At 37.8% G+C, this 18,654-nt stretch carries 18 protein-coding genes; 13 read left to right on the top strand and 5 right to left on the bottom strand.

Annotated features, from left to right (window positions below; all coding sequences use genetic code 11):
- Window positions 1-81 precede the first annotated feature (81 nt).
- The 3 genes from aguA (at window position 82) to K4422_RS02555 (ending at window position 3,102) form a co-directional block, all read left to right on the top strand.
- Window positions 82-1,179, top strand: coding sequence for an agmatine deiminase (aguA, locus tag K4422_RS02565; RefSeq protein ID WP_206903815.1), 1,098 nt, complete (start codon window positions 82-84; stop codon window positions 1,177-1,179).
- Between the two features lie 8 nt (window positions 1,180-1,187).
- Complete coding sequence (locus K4422_RS02560; RefSeq protein WP_206903816.1) at window positions 1,188-1,985, top strand: MurR/RpiR family transcriptional regulator; 798 nt, start codon at window positions 1,188-1,190, stop codon at window positions 1,983-1,985.
- 145 nt (window positions 1,986-2,130) lie between these two features.
- Entirely contained in the window at window positions 2,131-3,102 is a 972-nt protein-coding gene (locus K4422_RS02555) for a pyridoxal-phosphate dependent enzyme (protein ID WP_230708941.1), read from the top strand.
- A gap of 110 nt (window positions 3,103-3,212) precedes the next feature.
- Here K4422_RS02555 and K4422_RS02550 read toward each other — a convergent pair whose 3' ends face one another.
- The 3 genes from K4422_RS02550 to K4422_RS02540 form a co-directional block, all read right to left on the bottom strand.
- On the bottom strand, window positions 3,213-4,016 hold the full coding sequence (locus K4422_RS02550) for a TPM domain-containing protein (protein WP_230708939.1): 804 nt from the start codon (window positions 4,014-4,016) through the stop codon (window positions 3,213-3,215).
- Window positions 4,013-5,161, bottom strand: coding sequence for a TFIIB-type zinc ribbon-containing protein (locus tag K4422_RS02545; RefSeq protein WP_230708937.1), 1,149 nt, complete (start codon window positions 5,159-5,161; stop codon window positions 4,013-4,015). The genes K4422_RS02550 and K4422_RS02545 overlap by 4 nt, the downstream gene beginning before the upstream one ends.
- A gap of 242 nt (window positions 5,162-5,403) precedes the next feature.
- Complete coding sequence (locus K4422_RS02540) at window positions 5,404-6,642, bottom strand: DUF7130 family rubredoxin-like protein (protein WP_230708935.1); 1,239 nt, start codon at window positions 6,640-6,642, stop codon at window positions 5,404-5,406.
- A 208-nt stretch (window positions 6,643-6,850) separates the two neighbouring features.
- Here K4422_RS02540 and dnaX point away from each other — a divergent pair, with 208 nt between their 5' ends.
- From dnaX to dinB, 10 genes are all read left to right on the top strand, one after another.
- Entirely contained in the window at window positions 6,851-8,725 is a 1,875-nt protein-coding gene (gene dnaX / locus K4422_RS02535; RefSeq protein WP_230708933.1) for a DNA polymerase III subunit gamma/tau, read from the top strand.
- 32 nt (window positions 8,726-8,757) lie between these two features.
- Window positions 8,758-9,072: a YbaB/EbfC family nucleoid-associated protein gene (locus tag K4422_RS02530; RefSeq protein WP_206903823.1), complete on the top strand. Its 315-nt coding sequence runs from the start codon at window positions 8,758-8,760 to the stop codon at window positions 9,070-9,072.
- 41 nt (window positions 9,073-9,113) lie between these two features.
- Complete coding sequence (gene recR / locus K4422_RS02525) at window positions 9,114-9,710, top strand: recombination mediator RecR (RefSeq protein WP_206903824.1); 597 nt, start codon at window positions 9,114-9,116, stop codon at window positions 9,708-9,710.
- A 61-nt stretch (window positions 9,711-9,771) separates the two neighbouring features.
- The gene (gene tmk, locus K4422_RS02520; protein WP_206903825.1) at window positions 9,772-10,410 is read left to right on the top strand and encodes a dTMP kinase; all 639 of its coding nucleotides are present in this window, start codon (window positions 9,772-9,774) and stop codon (window positions 10,408-10,410) included.
- A gap of 150 nt (window positions 10,411-10,560) precedes the next feature.
- Window positions 10,561-10,890 (top strand): cyclic-di-AMP receptor, encoded by a 330-nt coding sequence (locus K4422_RS02515; protein WP_206903826.1) that lies wholly within the window; start codon window positions 10,561-10,563, stop codon window positions 10,888-10,890.
- 12 nt (window positions 10,891-10,902) lie between these two features.
- The gene (gene holB / locus K4422_RS02510; protein WP_230708931.1) at window positions 10,903-11,841 is read left to right on the top strand and encodes a DNA polymerase III subunit delta'; all 939 of its coding nucleotides are present in this window, start codon (window positions 10,903-10,905) and stop codon (window positions 11,839-11,841) included.
- A gap of 57 nt (window positions 11,842-11,898) precedes the next feature.
- A complete protein-coding gene (locus tag K4422_RS02505) occupies window positions 11,899-12,780 on the top strand; it encodes a PSP1 domain-containing protein (protein WP_230708929.1) in 882 nt (293 codons plus the stop codon).
- Window positions 12,767-13,108, top strand: a complete 342-nt coding sequence (locus tag K4422_RS02500) for a DNA replication initiation control protein YabA (RefSeq protein WP_034864815.1) — start codon at window positions 12,767-12,769, stop codon at window positions 13,106-13,108. The genes K4422_RS02505 and K4422_RS02500 overlap by 14 nt, the downstream gene beginning before the upstream one ends.
- Before the next feature lie 77 nt (window positions 13,109-13,185).
- A complete protein-coding gene (gene rsmI / locus K4422_RS02495) occupies window positions 13,186-14,073 on the top strand; it encodes a 16S rRNA (cytidine(1402)-2'-O)-methyltransferase (protein ID WP_230708927.1) in 888 nt (295 codons plus the stop codon).
- A 116-nt stretch (window positions 14,074-14,189) separates the two neighbouring features.
- Window positions 14,190-15,308 carry a DNA polymerase IV gene (dinB, locus tag K4422_RS02490; RefSeq protein ID WP_206903910.1) on the top strand — a complete coding sequence of 373 codons (1,119 nt, stop codon included), beginning with the start codon at window positions 14,190-14,192 and terminating at the stop codon, window positions 15,306-15,308.
- A gap of 225 nt (window positions 15,309-15,533) precedes the next feature.
- On the opposite strand, the gene nrdG is transcribed toward dinB, so the two are convergent.
- Window positions 15,534-16,136: an anaerobic ribonucleoside-triphosphate reductase activating protein gene (gene nrdG / locus K4422_RS02485; protein ID WP_206903830.1), complete on the bottom strand. Its 603-nt coding sequence runs from the start codon at window positions 16,134-16,136 to the stop codon at window positions 15,534-15,536.
- 121 nt (window positions 16,137-16,257) lie between these two features.
- The gene (nrdD, locus tag K4422_RS02480) at window positions 16,258-18,447 is read right to left on the bottom strand and encodes an anaerobic ribonucleoside-triphosphate reductase (protein WP_230708925.1); all 2,190 of its coding nucleotides are present in this window, start codon (window positions 18,445-18,447) and stop codon (window positions 16,258-16,260) included.
- Window positions 18,448-18,654: the final 207 nt, after the last annotated feature.

Below are 18,654 nucleotides of genomic sequence, written 5' to 3'. Positions count from 1 at the left end.
GTGCAGTGAAAAATCAGTTGTTTCAATAAATAAGGATAAAATTATTCAATTAAAGTAAGCAAAATAAAGGAGGAAGCTTTGATGTTAGTAGAAACTTCACCAAGGCGAGATGGTTTTCAAATAATACCGGAATGGTTACCCCATAATGAATGTTATCTGATTTGGCCAGAACGTACGGATAATTGGCGTTTAGGAGGAAAACCAGCCCAAAAAATTTACCAACAGGTGGCAGAGGCGATTAGTCGTTTTGAAAATGTTACGGTATTGGTTTCAAAGCAACAATTTCTAAATGCCCGTCACCAGTTACCTAATCATATTCGCGTTGTCGAAATGAGTAATGATGATGCCTGGTTAAAAGATACAGGGCCCGTATTGGTTATGAATGCTGTAGGAAAACTACGCGGAGTTGATTTTCGTTTTAATGCGTGGGGCGGACTTTTAGATGGTTTATTCTTTCCTTGGGACCAAGATGATTTACTAGCGCGTAAACTTTGTGATTTAGAGCGAATTGATTATTATCAATTAAAAGACTTTGTTTTAGAAGGCTGTTCAATTCATACTGATGGAGAGGGCACGCTTTTTGCAACAGAAGAATGTTTATTATCAGAAGGGCGCAATCCTCAACTGAAAAAACAAGCAATTGAAGAAATTTTAAAAGAGTACTGTGGGATTGAAAAAATTGTCTGGTTTCCCAGAGGTTTTTTTCTAGATGAAACAAATGGCGATATTGATAATTTGTTAAATGTTGTGCGGCCGGGAGAAGTTGTTTTAACTTGGTGTGAAGACAAAAAGGATCCAATGTATGAAATTACCCGCGAAGCAGAAGCGGTGTTGCAAAGCCAAAGGGATGCACGGGGAAGAAAATTTACGATACATAAATTGGAATTGCCAAAATCTTTGTATATTACTAATGAAGAGGCTGCCGGTGTTGATCCGGTCAATGGCATGTTGCCCCGCTTTGCCGGCGATCGTTTAACGGCAACGTATGTTAGTTATTACACAGCCAATAATGGCATTGTTTTTCCTCTTTTTGATGATCCTAACGACCAAAAGGCCGAAAAATTATTACGAGAACTTTATCCAGGATATGAAATCATTGGCGTACAAGCACGGGAAATTTTACTTGGTGGTGGTAATATTCACTGTATTGCCCAGGGCATACCACAACATGAAAGGTGAGGGAAGCGATGGATTTTTTTGAAATAGTCAACAGTCATATTGCCGAATTGACTAAAAATGAACAAGTGCTGTTTGATTATGTCATTACAAATCTCGACAGCATCAAAAATAAAAGTATTCGCGAGGTTGCTGATGACTGTTTCGTTTCGACGACTACTTTTTTACGTTTTGTACGTAAGCTAGGTTTTTCTGGCTTTAGTGAATTTACAACAGTTATTAAGTATACGCTCTTAAATAAAAAGACGATTCCAGATTCCTCACCCTTTGTTGTGAGTCAAAAAGATTATCGGGAAGAATATTTAAAAAATATGGTGGAATCTGTTCGCGTTATGGACACAGATAAGGTAACGCAAATTGTAGCACAATTGCAAAAAAAGCCTAAAATTTTTCTTTTTGCCAAAGGGTTAAGCAAAGAAATCATGCGTTACATTAAATATTTGTATAACACAGCAGGTTTTTTTGTCATTTTTCCAGAAGACCATCAGACTCGGGCGATTGCGCAACAACAAGCGCAACAAAATGATATTGTTTTTATTTTCAGTTATAAAGGAGAGGACTTAGAGTTAATTGAGGCTGTGCGTAAGATGAAAAATCAAAATCACCCGTTAATTGTTTCGATTACAGGTGCAGATAATAATCTGTTGCAAAACTCTAGTGATTTAAATCTTTATTTATTTACCGACGAAATTAGTTTAAACCATCTGGATATTACTTCACATATTTCGATGGTAGCTCTGATGGAATTGATTTTGTATCAATTTATTGAAACGAGTGGGAGCGATACGTATCACTTGGTGTTTCGTTGATTGTGGGTACATATACAGAAAAAATAGCAGGAGTGAAGTTGCTTAGTTCAACACTCTTGTTATTTTTATTTTTTTTAAAGACCATTGCTATTTGCCGTATTTCATGTTTTAATGTGCTTGTAAACGCTAACAAGAAGGTGGAAAAATGATTTCAGAAACACAGAACCAAGCGCTCTACGGTATTTTAAAAGCCTATGAACGCTTAATGCCATTAATGATTCATACACCTTTGGCACCGAGTAATATTTTGGGCCAGGAAAAACAAGGTGAAATCTATTTAAAACTAGAAAATTTGCAACGCACTGGCTCTTTTAAAGCTAGAGGAGCTTATAATAAACTAGCAACCTTAACACCTGAAGAAAAAAGGCGCGGTGTTATTGCCTGTTCAGCGGGGAATCATGCCCAAGGTGTGGCGCTAGCAGCCTCACTGCTGAAGATTGATGCACGAATTTTTATGCCCAAAAGTGCACCCAAAACGAAGATTTCTGCTACAGAGAATTATGGTGCTAAAGTTGAATTAGTCGGAGAAACATTTGATGAAACAAAAGCAAAAACCCTAGAGAAAGCAGCAAAAAGTGGCGAAGTTTTTGTCTCGCCTTTTGATGATTGTGCAGTTATGGAAGGTCAGGGAACGATTGGAATTGAATTACTACAAGATTTGCCTGAAGTTGATAATGTTATCGTACCCATTGGCGGTGGAGGGTTAATTGCAGGAATTGCGTTAGCCATTAAATCTTATCGACCAGAAGTTAAAATTATTGGTGTGCAATCTTATCACGTTCATGGTATGATTTCGTCAATTTGGCAGCAAAAATTAATTGCCAATCGTAGTCATAAAACATTAGCTGATGGTTGTGATGTGGCTCTTGCCGGTGAATTAACTTATGAAATTTTGAAAGATCGAATCGATGAAACGGTGCTGGTAGAAGAAGAAGAGATTGAACAAGCGATCCATTATTTGGCTTTAAAAGAAAAAGTCATTGCAGAAGGTGCTGGTGCCTTAAGTACGGCAGCAATTTTAAGTGGTCATATTGATCACTTGCTTCATGGGAAAAAAACGATCGCAGTAGTCTCTGGTGGCAATATTGATTTTTCTGTTTTTAAAGAAATTATTTAAGTAAGTCTGGGGAAACGGCATTAAAATTTTTTATTTGTTTATAAAAAAAACTAACTCTTAGCTAGCAGTCGTCACTTTTACGTGACGTGACTAAGAGTTAGTTTTTATTTTTAAAAGCCGCGACCACCGCCGCCAAAGGTACCGCCACCGCTAGAATTTGTAGTACTGCCGCCAGAGCCGCCACCACTTGAGTTGTTTTTAGGGATGCGCCTGGTGGTGACAAAAGAATTAATTAAGCGATTTTCATTTTCCGTTAGTTCCAGCTGTGTATTTTGACGGAAAGGATATTTATAAGTTCCTAATTTTAATTGATACCGCGATTTAACGATAATAAAAAAGGCAATACTTCCTACGAATGCCAAAGCAAAAGCAATGAGTCCTTCTAAAAGGGTGATTGTTTTGTAATAGGTAATTTTGCCACTCTCTTCATCAATGCGATAATGTCCACCAGGTACGCCAGCATTTACATAGGCGGTCATTTGCTCTAGAAAGATTGTGCTAGCCCCGTAATAATCGCCATTACTCATTTCGGAACTAATCTTATCAAAAAAATCTTCCCGTCTGCTGTCTGTTAAATAATCAATCATATTTCCTGACGTGGCGACGTACATTTCCCGTTGGTTCAAATCGATTAAAAATACAGCCCCATTTTGATTATTTCCGACCTTATCCCGCAAGTATTCATTGGCAAAAGTACGAGGCTCTTCTTCATTGGTTGTCGTTGTTACAATGTAGATGCCGCCTTTTATTTTTTGGCCGAGTTTTTTTGCGCCTTCATTTAATTGACTCAGTTGATTTGGTTCAAAAATATTAGCCGCATCTTCAACGTTACTTACTGCACCATGAGCAGGTAACGCAATTAAAGAAAAAAACAAGGTGACAATAAGAACTAAACTACCATAAAGTTTTCTCATAGGAAATAACCTCCTAGTAAAAACAATACGAACAGCCCTAAGAAAATACCTGCTGATACCAGTCCTAATTTTTTGTAGCTGATAGGCAAAACCCCACTCACTTTTCCAGTTTGGCCATTCATCGCATAATAAAAAACTTTCTCATCATTAGTTGAACTGCGATAAGTAACGAGCCAGACGGGTAACAACAAATAAGAGGCTTTAGTTTCTGTTAAATTGAGGTCTTGCTGCGTTTTGGTAAAGGTTGTGTAGCTTCCCACTGTTTCTCGCAACTTTTTTTCACCGTAATCAGCTAATTCTTGTGTTACTTCATCTTTTAAACTATCGTATTCAATATCGCGTTTTTCAGCTTGAAAACCGGCGAGATATTGATTTTGAAACGTTACTGCTTTTTCTAGTGGAAAAGGCTGGACGCTTGCGACCATTTTTTGTGGCGTGTTTTTTGTTAAAGCATTTTTAACAAGTTCTTTAAAAATAAGGTTCCCTTTTCGACTGATAGCGTATTGTTTGGTTTCGGTATATTCAATATCACCGACAATCCAAACACGAATAGAAGTACCATTTCCCGTCAAACTGCCGCTGCCTTTAGCATCAACTTGCCAATAAGGAAAATACACTCCCGTCAGTTTTTCTACTTGGCTTTTGTTAAAGAAATCTTTTGGCACAAAAAATTTCTTCTGAGCCCAATTTAGAAAATCTGCGGTTGCTTTTTCTTTTCCAATTGCAAAGGGTAAGACTTTGTCTGGTAAAAATTCCCCCGATAAACGGCCCTTTAAGACGACGGGATTATGGCAATAATAACAATAAGTTGCCGCCGTGGTAGCATCTGTTACAATTTCAGCACCACAGTTGGGGCAGAGGTAGAGCTCCATTGCGCCTTCATCTGCCACGGTCGTATCTGCAAGTGAATTATCAAGTGTTGCATTTTCTTTTTTGCTTGTAGTTTCATCTGTGGTAGTGGGTGGCGTTATTGTTTTTGTGTTATCGGTGGATATGTCTCGTGAACTAGCTTGTTTTACTTCAAATGCGCTTAACTCATCTATGGTAAAAATACTACCGCAATAAGGACAATGAAACTTTTGGTCATCGGGATCAAAAGTTAGCGCACCGTTACAATTGGGACATTTATGTGTTAAGGCGTCCATGGCGTCACTCCTTATTTTTTGTCAGGTGTTAGCGATATAACAAAAGTCTTGTCACACCTCCTTTTTTAAATAGTGGTGTTTTAAGGTTAACTTTTTTAAACCAAGCCGAACAATCATAAAAATATGAGCTGCTATTTTGGGATTTGCCGACTTATTGTTTTGACTAGCTGCAATAAGGCAGCTACGTTGATGTGAATAGTAACTCATTGATTTTTTAAACGTAACAATTCTGTTACAACTGCTTAATCAATGGGGACGCCTTTAAATGGTTTGCCACATTCCGGACAGAATTTTGGAATTCCATTGGAAAGATCAATGATACTGCCACATTCGCTACATTTCATTTTTAAATCAACTTTTCCAGATGCAGCTGGTTTTGGTGTGCCACAATTGCTGCAGAATTTACCGGTATTTTCTGTGCCACATTGCGGACAAGTCCATGTATTGTTATCTGCTTTTTCATTTTGTTTTTGTTGTTGATTATTTAGCTGTTGTTGATTGTTTTGGCTAGCTTGGTTTAGGTAAGTCCCGCCTGTATTCATCCCCATTCCCATGCCAAAAAATCCCGTTGCTGCGCCGGCATCATTTTTGCCAGCAGCTTCCATGCCTCGTGCCACTGATCCTTGTACGTATCCTTCACGAATACTTGGATCGCCTAACATAGCACCTTCGTTACGCATATTAATTAATTTAGTCGAGTCATCGGTATAAGAAATACTTGCTAGTGCAACGGCTACAATTTCCATTCCTCGCAAAGTATTCCAATCACTATCCAAAACATTAGCCATATATTTACTTAATTCCATACTTTTTGACGGAACATAAGAGATACGGACGCCATCAGCTGACATTTGGTTAATAGCAGTCTGTAAAGCAGTCAAGAACTCATTTAAATACTGTTCATTAATGTCGTCAATTTCCACTTGCTCTTTATTTTTAGGGATTGCATTTGTATAAAATAAAATCGGATCGGTAATTTTAATTGAATAAGTTCCGTGGGCTCTTAAAAACAATTCCGCATTGTAAAAATTATCAAAATAATTTAACGGTGCAGGGGTGCCAAACTTGATGCCTTTAATTTCTTGTAAATTAATGTAGAAGACTTGTTGTTTTTGCGGTGTCGTTCCACCAAATTTAACGCGACTAAACGTTTCTTTAACGGCATCTTTTAAAGAGCCATTAAAAAGAGAAGGAGCGGTATCATTTTTGACTGTGTAATAACCTTCTTCGGCGGTATAGTCAATGATTTTCCCACCGTCAACTAAAAGCATCATCATATTTGGATAAACATGAATGACAGAACCATCTGTAATAACGTCGCTTGTTCCTTTTTTGTTGGCGTTACGCTTGGCATCTTTTCTAACTTTTTCACCTTTTGTTAAGACAGTGTTATCCCCCATATCAGCAGGTTCAATCACCTCAAGCCATTGATCGGCTAAACCGCCTGTCACAGCTCCGGCTGCAGCTTTAATAATTCCCATACTCAAAAATCCTCCTTTTTATTTCGTGGCACTTTTTTTAATAGTAGTAAAGCGCCTACTATAATAAAATTATAGCATAGGTGCAACAGACTGCCCGCTTTGTTTAAACAAGGTTTTAGAATTGATAAAAGAACAGAGCAAAACTAGTTTTTTTATCAGAAATTGCGTATAATAGAAAATAGTGAATTTAAAGGAAGTGAGGCAAAAAATGGCCTATCAAGCCCTATATCGTGTTTGGCGTTCACAACGTTTTGATGACGTAGTCGGACAAGACGCGATTACGCAAACCTTAAAAAATGCTATTAGCCAACAGAAGATTTCCCATGCGTATTTATTTACCGGACCACGAGGAACAGGGAAGACCAGTGCAGCCAAAATTTTTGCTAAAGCGATTAACTGTCCTAATAGTCATGATGGAGAGCCTTGTAATGAATGTGAAAATTGTCGCGGGATTACGAACGGCCAATTTGATGATGTTATTGAAATCGATGCAGCTAGTAATAATGGCGTTGACGAAATTCGCTTTTTAACCGAGCGTGCTAATTATTCCCCTACCAAGGGTAAATATAAAGTCTATATTATCGATGAAGTCCACATGCTTTCAACGGGGGCTTTTAACGCGTTATTAAAGACACTTGAAGAACCAAGAGAAAGTCTTGTCTTCATTTTAGCGACAACCGAGCCTCATAAAATTCCGGCGACAATCATTTCTCGAACGCAACGCTTTGATTTTAAACGCATCGACACCAAAGCAATCGTGGGACGAATGCAATATATTTTAGAAGAAAGTAATCAACCCTATGAAGAGCAAGCCCTAGAAATAATTGCACAATCAGCCGAAGGGGGTATGCGAGATGCCCTGTCGATGTTGGATCAAGCAATTTCATTTGCTGATGGGACCATTACTTTAGCTGATGTTATGGCAGTTACAGGTAGTCTAACGTATGAAATGATGGATCAACTTTTAGGCCATTGTTTAAGTCATGATGCCGGCGCAGCTTTAACGGATTTAGCAGCTATCTTAGCCGAAGGAAAAGAAGCGCAGCGGTTACTTGAAAATTTATTGGTTTATTGTCGCGATTTATTATTGTATCAAAAAGCGCCACAATTACTGCAACAAAAGGCAGGGCATTTAACTACTGCTTTTAAAAACTTGTCTGAGCAGTTAAGTAGCCAACAGATTTTTGATTGGATTAAAATTTTAAATGAGACACAAAATGAAGTCCGTTTTACAAATTCCCCCACAATTTATTTGGAAGTCTGTATTGTTAAATTAGCTGAAATTAAAACGACTACCGCCATAGCTTCAACTGAGGCCAACACGCCAGTTGCGCTATCAAATACAGATAATTCAGTTGTTGCCTTAAAACAAAAAGTTGAACAATTGGAACAAGAGGTAAAACAACTCCAATCAACAGGTTTGGTGAAGCAGGAGCCAACCGTTTCAAAAGCTCCGGAAAAAAATCATAATCGGAAGCAAAATAATCTGCGCGTTCCCAGAAATCAAGTCTTTAACGTTTTGAAAGCAGCAACAAAAGATAATTTACATCAAACGCAAATCGTCTGGGAAGATTTATTAGCAAGTTTACCGATTACAAAAAAAGCAGTTTTACGGCAAGGGCAAGTGCGAGCTGCTAGTGCAAATGGAATTGTCGTGACCTTTGATTATGAAATTATCTGTCAAAAAGCTATTGCCGATGAGGAGATGAGTCAGCTCATTGGCAATAATTTGAGCAAAATGATCCCAGATTATGCGCCGCAGCCGGTCTATTTAACCAGTGCTGCTTGGCAAGAGTTAAGGCGCGAATTTGTGACAGCGCAAAAAAATGGCAGCCTATTAGCTGATGATGATTCGCAAAAAGAAGAAAATAAAGCAAACAAGCAAGAAAAAGTAGTCGAAAATGCTGCAAATGAAAATAGGCAAGCGCAAAATAACGGGCTAGATTTAGTGGAAGCTGGTATTTTAGATGACGATTTATTAAATCATTTGCCACCAGATGCGACTGCTACAGAAGATGAAGATCCAGCCCAAAAAGCAGTCGCTTTATTTGGCTCAGATGTGGTCAAAGTAATCGACGATTAGTCTAAATTTTAAAAATTGAAGGAGTGGTTAATATGATGCGTGGCATGGGAAATATGCAAGGCATGATGAAACAAGTACAAAAAATGCAAAAGGAAATGACAAAAGCACAAGCGGCTTTAAATGAAAAAGAATTTGTTGGTGTTTCAACCAATGAATATGTAAAAGCGACGTTTACTGGCGATAAAAAAATGACTGGCTTAAGTGTTGTCTCTGATGTGATTGATCCAGAAGATAGTGAAATGCTACAAGACTTAGTCATGATGGCAGTCAATGATGCTTTAAGTAAAATCGAAAAAGAAACCGAACAAACGTTAGGAAAATATACAAAAGGTATGCCAGGATTTTAAAAAAGTGTCGCACAGCAGTTTTAGCTTAAGGAGAAATGTTTATGCAATACCCAGAACCAATTGCCAAATTAATTGACAGCTATATGAAACTGCCCGGAATTGGACAAAAAACCGCCACACGGTTAGCTTTTTATACAATCGATATGAAAGACGAGGTCGTCAATGAATTTGCCAAATCCCTTTTAAGTGTTAAACGGGACCTACATTTTTGTAGCATTTGCGGCAACATCACAGAAGAAGATCCCTGTCCAATTTGTGCCGATCAAACTCGGGATCGCAGTACAATTTTAGTCGTCGAAGAACCAAAAGATGTGATGGCTTTGGAAAAAATGCGGGAGTATCACGGTTTATACCACGTTTTACATGGCGTTTTATCGCCAATGGAAGGAACCGGACCAGAAGATATTAACGTGCCAACTCTTTTGAAAAGATTACATGATGATGAAGTAAAAGAAGTAATTTTGGCGACAAATGCTACGACCGAAGGAGAAGCGACCGCCATTTATTTGTCCCGCTTAATTAAACCAGCTGGAATTAAAGTAACCCGATTGGCTCACGGTCTATCTGTCGGCAGTGATATTGAGTATGCCGATGAAGTAACCCTTTTAAAAGCGGTGGAAGGACGCCGTGAGTTGTAAAGTTTCAAAATTTAGAATTTTTTTGTACAATAATGTTAATAGATAATTGGAGGACAAACTTGTGAACGGATTATTTATCACGATTGAAGGACCAGATGGCGCAGGAAAAACGAGCGTTGTTAATGAATTATTTCCTCGGATTCAGCTGATTGCCAAACGCGGCATCGTTAAAACGCGGGAACCCGGTGGTGTAAAAATCGCTGAAAAAATCAGAAAAATTATTTTAGACCCTCGTAATGAAGAAATGGATGATCGCACAGAAGCTTTATTATATGCAGCAGCCAGACGTCAACATTTAGTTGAAGTTATTATGCCTGCTTTAAACGCTGGTAAAATCGTGATTTGTGATCGTTTCGTAGATAGTTCTTTGGCCTATCAAGGAGCTGGACGCAGAATTGGTATTCCGGAAATTGCTAAAATTAATGAATTTGCAACAGAAGGTTTAAAGCCAGATTTCACTCTTTATCTTGATGTCGATTCAGACACAGGATTAAAACGGATCGAAAATTCCCGTCATGGTGAAGCAGATCGCTTGGAAATTGAGAGTTTGGAATTTCATCAACGGGTGCGTCATGCCTATTTGAAATTGGCCGAAGAAGATCCCATTCGGATTCACAAAGTTGATGCCAGAATGAGTTTACAAGATGTAGTGGATGCGAGTTTTACTGCCATCACTGAAGCATATCCTCAATTTTTCTAAAGAACAAAAGCATAGGATACAATGAAATGCGATTTACTGGAAAAGCGAGTATCCACAAAGGCAAGCCAGCTTTTCTTAGAATAATTTAGCTGAATACATTGCAGTCACGTCAGTTTGTGAAGTCTTTCCAATTAAAAGGAGGCAATTTTTATGAAATTAGTTATGGCAATTGTACAAGATAAAGATAGTAACCGTTTGGCTAACGAGTTTATTGACAATAATATTCGGGCCACAAAACTATCTTCAACCGGCGGCTTTTTAAAAGCTGGTAACAGTACGTTTATTATCGGGATTGAAGATGAACGGGTGCAAGAAGCACTTGAATTGATTAAAAAGACGTGTCAGTCACGAAAACAGTATGTTTCAACCCCCATGTCTTTAGATATTTCCCTAGACGGACAAGTACCCTATCCAGTCGAAGTTGAAGTCGGTGGCGCAACAGTTTTTGTTCTACCAGTCGAAGGTTTCCATCAATATTAAGGAGCAAGTAAAATGACGGAGCAAGAATTTTTATTAAAAAATGAGCCCCAGGTCTTTGCCCAAATAAAAAAAAGTATTGAGCATGAGCGTATGTCTCATGCTTATCTTTTTGAAGGGGAGAGTGGCACTGGTAAACATCAAATGAGTATGTGGCTGGCTAAACGTCTTTTTTGCACCAATGTAGTAGCTAACGAGCCTTGCAATGTGTGCAATAATTGCATCCGGATTCAGTTAAACGAGCACCCGAATGTTCAAGTTATAAAGCCTGAGGGTCAAACGATTAAAGTTGATCAGATACGACGACTCCAGGCTGAATTTAGTAAAAAAGGGTTTGAAGCAAAGCGACAAGTTTTCATTATTTCAGATGCGGACAAAATGAACGTTAGCGCAGCGAATAGTTTGTTAAAATTTTTAGAAGAACCCCAAGCAGGCCTTTTAGCAATTTTAGAGACCAGTGCGTTAGGACGCATTTTACCAACGATTCAATCCCGCTGTCAGCTTATCCACTTTACCCCCTTATCAAAGACACACCTTTTTGAAAGTTTGGTCGCTGAAGGGGTGGGGGAAAAAAGTGCAACTTTACTTGCAAGCCTTACCAATAGCTTTGAAAAAGCAATTGAATTCTCACAAGATGAATGGTTTAATAGTGCTAAGGATGCTGTTTTAACTTGGCATCGCTATCTTGAAAAAGCAGATTTACAAGCCTTTATTTTTGTTCAAAAGAAGTTGGCGCCTTTAGCAAAAGAAAAAGAGCAACAGTTTACATTATTACAAATGTTATTGTTTTATTTTCGCCAACAACGAAAAAAGGAAGTAGCAAACTTGCCGCAGCTGCAAAAAGTTAACGGTATTTTAGAGTTGATCTTGCAAGCTGAACAAAAATTACGGGCCAATGTTGCCTTTCAAAATGTATGTGAACAATTGGTTTTGCGGATTGTTCGTCTTTCATAAAAAAGTTCAGGGAGTAGTTACCGAGCTTTTAAAATTTAAAGTAAGGGAGGGAATTAAATGGAAGTAGTGGGAGTCCGCTATAAAGAAGCAGGTCACGTTTATTATTATCGTCCTGGTAAAGATCAAGAGTATCGTTATGAAGAAAAAGTGATAGTTGAATCCCAACAAGTCAAATTAATGGCAGAAGTTGTCATTCCTAAAGTGGAAATTGACAGTGGGGATTTACCTGATGAAGTGCTGCCGATTTTACATATTGCAACGAACGCAGAATTAAAACGAGCAGCCCAAAACAAAGAAGACGCAAAAGCGGCCTTTGTGATTGGAAAAAAGAAAATACGACAACATGAATTAGCGATGAAACTAGTCTCTGTTGAATATACTTTTGACCGGAGTAAAATGATTTTTTACTTCACAGCAGATGGTCGAATTGATTTTCGTGAGTTGGTAAAAGACTTAGCTAGTGAGTTTAGAACAAGAATTGAGTTGCGCCAAATTGGTGTACGGGATGAAGCAAAATTATTAGGCGGTATCGGGCCTTGCGGTAGACCGTTATGTTGTACGACTTTTTTAGGTGATTTTATTCCTGTTTCGATTAAAATGGCTAAAGATCAAGGCTTATCTTTAAACCCAACCAAAATTTCTGGTTTGTGTGGCCGTTTAATGTGCTGTTTGAAATATGAAAATGATGAATATGAAGCGGCAAAACGAGAATTACCAGATTATGGTAAAGAGATTGAGACACCAGATGGCAAGGGAAAAGTTATCGGTTTGAATTTATTAAGTCGGATTGTAAAAGTGCGGCTATTCCAAAAAGAAACGCCGGTGGAGTATCATTATGAGGAACTAAAAGACTTCAAGGCGCAACAAGTAGCCAGTCTAGCTGCCACAGCCGATGAAGCAAAAAAAGCAGGTGATGCCAGTGAGCATGGACAAACGTGATATTTATGATGGATTAAGTAAATTAGAGTTAGATTTAGAGAGTTCATTACAGCAATTGACAGCAATGAAAGCGGCCCTGCAAGAAATTGTTGAGAAGAATACAACCTTAGAATTAGAAAATCAAAAACTACGGGAATACTTGCAAGAGTTAAAAGAAGAAAATGCCGCGGAAGAAGTTAAACAAGGTATGTCAAAATCCCGGATGAACTTGGAAAAGATTTATGAAGAAGGTTTTCATATTTGCCGTGAATCCTATGGTGCTAGAAGAGAAAACGACGAGCAATGCGTTTTTTGTTTGGAAGTATTATATCGTGAAAGTCAAAATTAAGTGACGAGGAATTGATTAAAAGGTAATTCTATCCTTTTCAATCAATTCTTTTTCACTTTATGAAAAGGTGATAACAAGTGCAAAAGCAAAGCAGTTTTAAAGGAAGTCCAATAAGCGGAACACTTTATTTGGTACCTACACCAATTGGCAATTTACAAGACATGACGTATCGTGCCGTGGAGACGTTAAAAACGGTACAATTAATCGCCAGTGAAGATACTCGCAATACGCAAAAATTATTGAATCATTTTGAAATTAAAACACCACAAAAAAGTTTACATGAACATAATTTTAAAGAACGAGTGCCAGAATTAATTACTTTGTTACAGCAAGGAATAAATATTGCTCAAGTAAGCGACGCCGGCATGCCGTCAATTAGTGATCCCGGTCATGAATTAGTGGTGGCGTGTATTGCACAGGAGATAAACGTTGTTGCGCTACCTGGTGCAACTGCTGGGTTAACGGCTTTAATTGCCTCCGGGCTAAACCCGCAACCTAATTATTTCTATGGCTTTTTGCCCCGCAAGAAAAGTGAACAGCTCACAGTTTTAAATACGTTGAAAAACGAGATGGCAACTTTAATTTTTTATGAATCACCTTATCGTTTAAAACAAACCGTTGCAAATTTAGCTGAAGTTTTTGGCAGTCGACAGGCAGTTATTTGCCGTGAGTTGACCAAAGTACATGAAGAGTATTTACGGGGCAATCTGGTGGAATTAGCTAGCTATTTGGCAGAAAATGCTGTGAAAGGTGAGTGCTGTTTAATGGTAGCAGGCTCTTCTGGTAGCAAAAAAAATGATGTATCTGCTGAGACGGCTATGTTATCTTTGAAAGAGCAGGTAGAAAATTTAGTTAAAACAGGGATGAAACCCAATCAAGCGATTAAAACAGTAGCACAAAATAATCAAGTTAAAAAGCAAGTTGTTTATAAAAAATATCATGAAATCTTCGAATCAGCCGATTAAAGCGGCTGATTTTTTTGTTAAAAACTAACGTATTGTTAAAAAAATTTTTTATTAACGAGAAAACTTGCGAACGTTTGTTTGTGTTAGTATAATAAGTTAGAATGTGGGGTGAGGGTATGGGAGAGCTGCAATTTCCTTTAAAGAATGATACAAGTCGTAAAATTATTCATATTGATATGGACGCTTTTTTTGCTTCTGTTGAAGAACGAGACGATCCCAATTTAGCAAAGCATCCCTTAGTTATTGCACGCCATCCCAGCGATACTGGGGGTAAAGGAGTTGTGACGACTGCCAATTATGAGGCGCGCAAATATGGGATCCACTCTGCAATGAGTGCACAAAAAGCGTATGAATTGTGTCCCAAGGCTATTTTTGTACCGGGAAACCACGAGAAGTATCGAAAAGTTTCAGAAGAAGTTCGTCAGATTTTTGCCCGTTATACCGATATTATTGAGCCAGTATCCATTGATGAAGCTTATTTAGATGTTACAGAAAATAAAGTGAACAGTACTTCAGCCGTGAAGGTTGCCCGTTTAATTCAAAAAGAAGTCTGGCAAAAAGTTCACCTTACTTGTTCAGCAGGAGTTAGCTATAATAAATTTTTAGCTAAGTTGGCCTCTGATTATATGAAGCCTCAGGGTATTACGGTTATTCCACCACGGGATGCGATTACTTTTTTAAAAGCTTTACCAATTGAAAAATTTCATGGAGTCGGAAAAAAGACAGTCCCCAAAATGAATGAAATGGGAATTTTTACCGGTGCGGACTTATACGAGAAAACAGAAATGGAGTTAATTCAAACCTTTGGTAAAATGGGCTACTCTTTGTATCGAAAAGTGCGGGGAATACACGATGCACCGGTTGCCGTGACAAGACAGCGAAAGTCAGTAGGAAAAGAACATACTTATGGCAACCCGCTTACTACAGAAGAAGAAGTGTTAACGCAGCTGAGACAATTGTCTGAAAAAGTTGCAGCATCTTTAAAAAGAGTGGGCAAACATGGTAAAACGATTGTTTTAAAAGTGCGCTATACAGGTTATGAAACGGTAACCAAAAGAAAGACACTGCCTACTTATTTAATTGATAAACAAATGATTTTTTCTCAAGCTAGTCTAATTTGGGAAGACGTTGCAGGCATTGAAAAGGGAATTCGCCTTTTAGGGGTAACGGTGACGAATTTGGATCCGGTGACTTTTGAGAATATGACATTACCTTTGTGGGAAGATGAAAAGTAATGGAATATAAATATACGTAAAAAGTGAGGCAGAATTTTTATTTTGCCTCACTTTTTGTACACTATTAGAAAAAGATAAAATTTTCACGAAAATAAATTACTTTACAAAAGTTTATGTCGTTTGTTTCAGGTGCAGGCCTTTTAAGAAATAAGGCAAATTGGGAAAATCCTACTTTTTTGTGAGTGGGACAATTGTTTGATTTTTGTGAAGCTAAGCGATGGAGGGCTAGATTAAATCTTGTTTTTTTATTTGTTCAAAATTTTCTGTTGCATCGTGACATTTATCCCAAATAACCGCTTTTCCAAGCGCCAATGATTTTTTGACATCTAGGATTCGTTGATTGCTACTGCCACGAAATTGTAAATTTAAATTTCGTTTGGCTAGTTCAAAGCGCCCATCTACTAAGATGTCAATTTTATTTAGCAATTCCAATTTGTCGTCAGTCTCTTGCAATAGCTCTTCAAAAGTATATCCAGACCAACTCCAAATATCTTTTTTTTCACCAAATTCTTTTTTTACTCGATTAACTACTTGTAAACAAACACTTGTATTTAAAAAAGGTTCACCGCCTAATAGCGTTAAGCCTTGAACATAATCGTGAGATAAGTCCGTGATGATTTGATCTTCTAATTCTTTAGTAAAAGGAGTACCGTAGTTAAAGTTTTGGACAGCTTTATTAAAGCAGCCTTCACAGGCAAAAAGACAACCACTAACATATAAACTATTGCGGACACCTTCACCGTCGACAAAATTAAATGCTTTATAGTCGGCAATATAATTTTTACTATATTTACTTGCTTGCCATTCTTTAGGCTTGGGGTTGCGCATAAAAAAAGCCTTCTTTCTGTTAATCGCTTATTTAGCTAAGCAGGTTTACTTTTTTGCAATAAGACCCGAGCATCAGTTGCCTGAGTTCGGGTCATTTTTTCTAACTTCCATAAAAGTGGCCTTATTTCATATGTTTTACGCGGGATGAAATTTCTTTATGACGACCATGTACCATGGGGCGCGCTTGGGGATTACCTAAATAACCACAAGTTCGTTTTACCACGTCACAGGTTTTAGGATCGTGATTGCCACATTGCGGACATTCAAAGCCGCGTTCTGTTGGGGTGAAGTCACCTTCAAAACCACATTCATAACAGTGATCAATTGGCGTATTTGTGCCTAAATAGCCAACTTTATCGTAAGAATAATCCCACACAGCTTCTAGAGCTTTTGGATTTTGTTGCAACATCGGATATTCGCAGTAGTGAATAAAACCACCGGAACAATATTTCGGATAATCTTTTTCAAAGTCTAATTTTTCAAAAGGCGTTGGGTTTTTACGAACATCATAATGGAAGCTGTTGGTATAGTATTCTTTATCTGTGACGTTTTCAACGATACCAAATTTTTCAGTATCCAAACGACAAAAACGATCTGTCAAACTTTCGCTTGGCGTTGAATAAACGCTAAAGTGGTAACCATATTCATTACCCCAATCATCAGCGTGAGCTTTCAACGATTTGACAATACTTAATGTAAAGTCTTTTGCAGTCGGATTATTTTCCCAAGCACCACCAAAGAAAGTAGAAGCAACTTCATATAAGCCAATATAACCTAATGAAACAGTTGCCCGCTTATTTTTAAATAATTCATTCACGGCATCGGTCCGGCTTAAACGTTTACCAAAGGCACCGTACATATATAAGATTGGGGCATTTGCAGGGATTGCTTCTTTACAACGCTCTACGCGATACACCAAAGCATCTTTCACAGTTGCTAAACGCTCTTCTAAAAGTGTCCAGAATTTATCTTGATCACCAGCAGCCTCTAATGCGATACGAGGTAAGTTTAACGTAACCACACCTAAATTCATCCGACCAACGTTTACTTCTTGCCCTGACTCATCTTGCCAACCTTGTAGAAAAGAACGGCAACCCATTGGTACTTTGAAACTGCCTGTCAATTCAACAATTTTATCGTAGTTTAAAATATCAGGATACATCCGTTTTGTCGCACATTCCAAAGCCAATTGTTTAATATCGTAGTTTGGATCAGTGGGGTTAGAATTAACGCCTTTTTTAATTGAAAAAATCAATTTTGGAAAAATAGCAGTTCGTCTCTCACTGCCTAGGCCATTAATACGAATTTGTAAAATAGCCCGTTGAATCTCTCTTTCAAACCAGTTTGTTCCAAGGCCAAAGCCAAGGGAAGTGAAAGGAGTTTGACCATTTGAAGTAAATAAAGTATTAATTTCATATTCCAAACTTTGCATCGCATCGAAAATATCTTTTTTGGTTTTTGCTTTGGCATATTCTTCACGACGTTTAGGATTTTCAATCCATTTTAGTGCATCTTGCATATGCTTTTGATAATTTAATTTTGCAAAAGGTGCTAATAACTCATCAGTTCTATCAGCAGAACAACCGCCATATTGGCTAGAAGCTACATTGGCGATAATTTGTGAGATTTGAGCAGTGGCAGTTTGAATTGATTTTGGTGATTCTACTTCTGCATTGCCAATTTTAAAACCATCATTTAGCATGCCCTTAAAATCAATTAAACAGCAGTTGGTCATAGGGGTATAGGGATGGTAATCCAAATCATGGTAATGAATATCACCTTTTTGATGTGCGTTTGCGACATGTGTCGGTAACATTTTTAAGCCAATCGATTTTCCAACGATGCCGGCTGTTAAATCCCGTTGTGTATTGAAGACATTACTGTCTTTATTGGCATTTTCATTGACGACACTTTGATCTTTGTTAATTAAACGCCCAATTGTAAAATTAATATCTGTTGCCTTACTACGGTCAAAATCGCGGCAGGTGCGATAATTAATATAAGCTTCTGCGATTTCATATTCGCCTTTTTCTAAAAGGATGTGTTCGACAATATTTTGGATTTCATAAATTTTGACATCGGTTGAAAAGCGTTGGCCAATTTCAGCATCAATCCGCTCAACAATTTCTAATAGACGTTCATGATCAATCGGGGATAATTCACCGTGAATTTGTTGTTTTGCCTTAACCAAAGCATCGTAAATTTTTTGGTCATCAAAATCCATTAGGCGTCCGTCTCGTTTAATGATTTTAATGGTTTGCAGTTGGGGATGCACCTCGCGTGCTAGCTGCTCATTTTTTAAATCCATCATTTTTGCTCACTCCTTTATTTCTTAAACCATGTCCTTTACTGTTAACTAGTTAGAAAAGACCAGCTTAATCAGCAGACTATTGTGTCTGAACTCACATAATATGATAGCCGAAAAGCAAGTCAGGTGCAACCAAAAACACAACTATATATAGTGCCGTTGTTTTAATTTAATACTATTAAACACTATATCTAGTGTATAAAAAATATG

Source organism: Enterococcus sp. SMC-9, from assembly GCF_021011285.1.
Taxonomy (GTDB): Bacteria; Bacillota; Bacilli; order Lactobacillales; family Enterococcaceae; genus Enterococcus_C; species Enterococcus_C montenegrensis.
This window is presented reverse-complemented; position numbering and strand designations above follow the sequence as displayed.